The sequence below is a fragment of the Rhizobacter sp. P2_D12 genome (assembly GCF_056404395.1).
Genome location: NZ_JBFUEB010000203.1, coordinates 1 through 5,645 on the forward strand (window position 1 = coordinate 1; position 5,645 = coordinate 5,645).

Here is a 5,645-nt window from a genome sequence, read left to right on the forward strand (position 1 = left end):
GTTCAGCACCACCTGCTCGATCAGGATCGGGTCGACCATCAGCATCGGCAGGCGCTGCGCCACGTAGACGTGGATCGTCACGTTGCGCCGACGCAGCTCGATGTTGGCCAGGTCGACCGCGTCGTCGACGATGCCCTGCGCGAGGGCCGGCTGGCGCTGCGGCTCGCTGCGCTTCACGAAGGCGCGGATGCGCCGGATGATCTGCCCGGCGCGCTCGGCCTGGCGCGCCGTCTTCTCCAGCGCGGCGATCAGGTCGTCCTTCTGGATCGCGTCGCTCTTCACGCGCGAGACCATGCCGTTGCAGTAGTTGGTGATGGCGGTCAGCGGCTGGTTCAGCTCGTGCGCCACCGACGAGGCCATCTCGCCCATCGTCACCAGCCGGCTCGTCACCTGCGCCTTCTCGGCCTGCTGTGCCGCCTGCGTCTCGGCGTTGCGGCGGCCGGTGATGTCGGTCGCGATCAGCATCTGCGCCAGGCGCCCGTCGGTCCACTGCAGGTAGCGCGCGCGCACGTCGAACCACTTCTGCAGCGGCTCGATGAAGACCTCGCGCGCATCCGAGCCCACCTCGGTCAGCTCCTGGGTCGGCAGGCCGCCGAAGCTGTCGACCGAATCGCCGTCATCGCCGAAGGCCGACAGCGCGCTGATCACCGGCAGGCCCGGGTCGCCGCCGGCCAGCAGCGCATGTCCGCGCGCATCGGCGCCGAACCACAGCCGGTACGAGCGGTTCGCGAACAGCAGTTCGCCCTGCTGCACCGACAGCACCGACACCGCGGCGTCGAGGCCTTCGAGCACGGTGGTGAAGCGCTCGTGCGAGGCCGACAGCTGGTCGCGCACGCGCTTGGCCTCGGTGATGTTCGTCATCGAGGTCATCCAGCCGGTCTGCAGGCCCTTCGGGTCGATCAGCGGCGAGACGTACATGCGCGCATCGAACTGCGTCTCGTCCTTGCGCATCACCTTCACCTCGATGCCGCCGGCGGGGCTGCGGCCCTGCAGCTCCTGCTGCAGCAGGCGGTTGTTCTCCTCGATGCGCTCGGGCGGCCAGTGCGGGAAGGGCGGCACGCGGCCGATCAGCTCGGCCTCGCTGAAACCGGTCATCGCGCAGAAGGCCGGGTTCACGTAGGTGATGCGGCCTTCCATGTCCATCGCGCGCATGCCGGTCAGCATGGAGTTCTCCATCGCGCGGCGGAAGTTGGTCTCCGACACCAGCGTGCTCTGGATCTGCAGGCGTCGCCGCATGTGGCGCCAGGTGCCGAGCAGCATCCACACCGTCAGCGCCGACAGCGCGGCCACCATCCAGAACAGCGTGTTGCTGATCAGGCCGATCGAGGTGCGGTAGCCCTGGCCGCGCAGGATCAGGCCGTTGCCGGCCGGCGCGAGCGGCACGTCGTGCACGATGGTGGTGGCCGAGCGGCGGTTCTGCTGGCCGGGCATCGGCGTCACGGTGCTGGCGAGCACGCGGTCCTGGCTGTCGACGAGGGCCACCGCGTGGCGCGTCGACACCTCGGCCGGGATGAAGTAGCGCATCAGCGACTCGATCGAGTACTCGGCGATCAGCGTGCCCGAGAACGCGCTGCGGTCGAGCAGCGGCACCTGCACCTGGAACACCGCGCCGCCGTACAGGTCGGTGAAGGGGCGCGAATACACCGGCTGGCGCAGGTCGCGCGCCGCGGTGAAGGCGGCCTCGGGCTCGGTCTTCGCGCCTTCCTTGGGCACCGAGTTGCTGCTTTCGTCGCCGCCGAAGCCGGTCTCGGGGTGGAAGCCGGTGGCCGCATAGCCGGCGCGCCGCGTGCGGTTGGCGCCGACCCAGATCAGGTTGGTGATCTCCGGGCGCTCGCGCGTGAAGCTCGCGGCCTGGCCCAGGAACTCGTCCTGGTCGATGGTGCGCGTGGCGATCTCGCGCGCGATGCGCACCAGCTGCTCCTGGTTCTCGATCAGCCGCAGCCGGATCTGCTGCTGCGCGATCTCGGTGTCGCGCTTGACCGATTCCTGCTCACGCTCGAATTCCTCGTTGCGCAGGTACCAGAACGCCAGGATGATCGCCGCCAGGAACAGCAGCACCGACACCAGCGGGCCCAGCGTCGCGAAGCGGTCCTGGCGGGCCAGCGACTGGCGGCGCCACCACAGGCCGAACATCCGCTGCGCCGCGCTGGGGAGAGGGGCACTGCGCGGAGGAGGGTTGTTCATCGACTGCATGGAGCGATTATCCAGGGCGACAAGGCGCTGACCCAGCGGCAGCAGCGTCGGATAGCCGGCCAGATGCCGACGTGATTCCATAATACGAAAACGAATCGCGCTATTTGGAAAGACTTGCGAGTTGTGCGACACTGCCGCCGCCTCGAAAAGTTCACTTGACGGAGACAAGCCATGGCAGCAAACCCCGAGTCATTTCTCGGTGCGGCGGCGAACGACGCCGATTCCCAGGAAACCCGCGAATGGTTGGACGCGTTGTCCGCCGTCATCGGCGCCGAAGGCGGCGAGCGCGCGCATTTCCTGCTTGAACAGCTGATCGACCACGCCCGCCAGGCCGGCATCGACGTGCCGTTCTCGGCCCACACGGCCTACGTCAACACCATCCCGGTCGACCAGGAGGAGCATTCCCCCGGCAACGTCGACATCGAGGAGCGCCTGCGCGCCTACATGCGCTGGAACGCGATGGCGATGGTGGTGAAGGCGAACCGCCTGCACCCGGCCGACGGCGGCGACCTGGGCGGCCACATCTCGTCGTTCGCGTCGCTCGCGACCATGTTCGGCACCGGCTTCAACCACTTCTGGCACGCCGAGAGCGAAGGCCACGGCGGCGACCTGCTGTACATCCAGGGCCACTCGTCGCCCGGCGTCTATGCGCGGGCGTACATGGAAGGCCGGCTGAGCGAGGAGCAGCTGCTGAACTTCCGCCAGGAGGTCGACGGCAAGGGCATCTCCAGCTACCCGCACCCGAAGCTGATGCCCGAGTTCTGGCAGTTCCCGACCGTCTCGATGGGCCTGGGCCCGCTGATGGCGATCTACCAGGCGCGCTTCCTGAAGTACCTGCATGCCCGCGGCATCGCCAACACCGAGAACCGCAAGGTCTGGGTGTTCTGCGGCGACGGCGAGATGGACGAGCCCGAGTCGCTGGGCGCGATCGGCCTGGCCGCGCGCGAGAAGCTCGACAACCTGATCTTCGTCGTCAACTGCAACCTGCAGCGCCTGGACGGCCCGGTGCGCGGCAACGGCAAGATCGTCCAGGAGCTCGAAGGCGAGTTCCGCGGCGCCGGCTGGAACGTCATCAAGCTGCTGTGGGGCAGCTACTGGGATCCGCTGCTCGCGCGCGACAAGGACGGCATCCTGCGCAAGGTGATGATGGACACCGTCGACGGCGACTACCAGGCCTTCAAGGCCAACGACGGCGCCTTCGTGCGCAAGAACTTCTTCGGCCGCCACCCGAAGCTGCTGGAGATGGTCGCCAAGATGAGCGACGACGACGTCTGGCGCCTGCAGCGCGGCGGCCACGACCCGCAGAAGGTCTACGCGGCCTACGACCGCGCGGTCAAGCACAAGGGCCAGCCGACGGTGATGCTGATCAAGACCGTCAAGGGCTTCGGCATGGGCAAGATCGGCGAGGGCAAGAACACAGCCCACCAGACCAAGAAGCTGGTCGACGAGGACGTGCGCGCGTTCCGCGACCGCTTCAACATCCCGATCCCGGACGACAAGCTGGCCGACATCCCGTTCTACAAGCCGGCCGACGACACGCCGGAGATGCAGTACCTGCACGCGCGCCGCCAGGCGCTGGGCGGCTACCTGCCGCACCGCCGCACCAAGGCCGACGAAAAGCTGACGGTGCCCGACCTCGACACCTTCAAGGCCGTGCTCGAGCCGACCGCCGAAGGGCGCGAGATCTCGACCACGCAGGCCTACGTGCGCTTCCTGACGCAGCTGTTGCGCGACAAGGAGGTCGGCCCGCGCGCGGTACCGATCCTGGTCGACGAGGCCCGCACCTTCGGCATGGAAGGCCTGTTCCGCCAGATCGGCATCTACAACCCCGAGGGGCAGAAGTACACGCCGGTCGACAAGGACCAGGTCATGTACTACAAGGAAGACAAGGCCGGCCAGATCCTGCAGGAAGGCATCAACGAAGCCGGTGGCATGAGCAGCTGGATCGCCGCGGCGACGTCGTACTCGACGAACAACCGCATCATGGTGCCGTTCTACGTCTACTACTCGATGTTCGGCTTCCAGCGCATCGGCGACCTGGCCTGGGCCGCGGGCGACATGCAGGCGCGCGGCTTCCTGCTGGGCGGCACCTCGGGCCGCACGACGCTGAACGGCGAAGGCCTGCAGCACGAGGACGGCCACAGCCACATCCTGGCCGGCACCATCCCCAACTGCATCAGCTACGACCCGACCTTCGCGCACGAGGTGGGCGTGATCCTGCACCATGGCCTCAAGCGCATGGTCGAGCAGCAGGACAACGTCTACTTCTACCTGACGCTGCTGAACGAGAACTACCCGATGCCGGGCCTGAAGGCGGGCACCGAAGAGCAGATCATCAAGGGCATGTACCTGCTCGAAGAGGGCGCGAAGAAGACGCCGCGCGTCAACCTGCTGGGTTCGGGCACGATCCTGCGCGAGTCGATCGCCGCGAAGGAGCTGCTGTCCAAGGACTGGGGCGTGTCGGCCAACATCTGGAGCTGCCCGAGCTTCAACGAGCTGGCGCGCGACGGCCAGGATGCCGAGCGCTGGAACCTGCTGCACCCGACCGAGACGCCGCGCGTGCCCTTCGTCGCGCAGCAGCTCGAGAAGTACGCCGGCCCGGTGATCGCGTCGACCGACTACATGAAGAACTACGCCGACCAGATCCGTGCCTTCATCCCCAAGGGGCGCAGCTACAAGGTGCTGGGCACCGACGGCTTCGGCCGCAGCGATTTCCGCAGCAAGCTGCGCGAGCACTTCGAGGTCAACCGCCACTACATCGTCGTCGCGGCGCTGAAGGCGCTGGCCGACGAGGGCACGGTCCCGGCGGCCAAGGTGGCCGAGGCGATCAAGAAATACGGCATCAACGCCGACAAGATCAACCCGCTGTACGCCTGACCGGAGACCAGCATGGCATTGGTGGATGTGAAAGTTCCGGACATCGGCGACTTCAAGGACGTCGAGATCATCGAACTGCTGGTCAAGCCGGGCGACACGGTGAAGGCCGAGCAGTCGCTGGTGACGGTGGAGAGCGACAAGGCCTCGATGGAGATCCCGTCGTCGCATGCCGGCGTCGTGAAGGAGTTGAAGGTCAAGCTGGGCGACAAGATCAACGAGGGCATGCTGCTGCTGACGATCGAGGCGTCGGGCGGTGCCCCCACCGCCGTTCAGGCTGAGCCTGTCGAAGCCCCCCGTGCCGCAGCGTCGGCGCCCATCGCGGCAAGCACTTCGACAAGCTCAGTCCCTTCGACAGGCTCAGCGCGAACGGAAGTGGTCGACGTGGTCATCCCCGACATCGGCGATTTCGACGAGGTCGCGGTGATCGAGGTCTTCATCAAGCCGGGCGACGCGATCAAGGCCGAGCAATCGCTGATCACGGTGGAGAGCGACAAGGCGTCGATGGAGATCCCGTCGTCGCACGCCGGCGTCGTGAAGGACTTGAAGGTCAAGGTCGGCGACAAGGTCAGGAAGGG

3 protein-coding genes are annotated in these 5,645 nt (G+C 67.1%); 2 read left to right on the top strand and 1 reads right to left on the bottom strand.

What is annotated here, in order from left to right; all coding sequences use genetic code 11:
• On the bottom strand, window positions 1-2,184 hold a 2,184-nt coding region (locus AC1DYN_RS31415; RefSeq protein WP_477966544.1), incomplete at its 3' end, for a PAS domain S-box protein.
• A gap of 180 nt (window positions 2,185-2,364) precedes the next feature.
• On the opposite strand from AC1DYN_RS31415, the gene aceE reads away from it, so the two are divergent.
• Together aceE and AC1DYN_RS31425 are read left to right on the top strand one after the other, a co-directional pair.
• Entirely contained in the window at window positions 2,365-5,070 is a 2,706-nt protein-coding gene (gene aceE / locus AC1DYN_RS31420; protein ID WP_477966540.1) for a pyruvate dehydrogenase (acetyl-transferring), homodimeric type, read from the top strand.
• Window positions 5,071-5,082: 12 nt separating this feature from the next.
• Window positions 5,083-5,645: biotin/lipoyl-containing protein (locus AC1DYN_RS31425; protein ID WP_477966542.1), on the top strand; the 563-nt coding region annotated here is incomplete at its 3' end.

Coding starts and splice junctions, on each gene's coding strand:
- aceE (WP_477966540.1), top strand. CDS start 2,365: ATGGCAGCAAACCCCGAGTCATTTCTCGGTGCGGCGGCGAACGACGCC.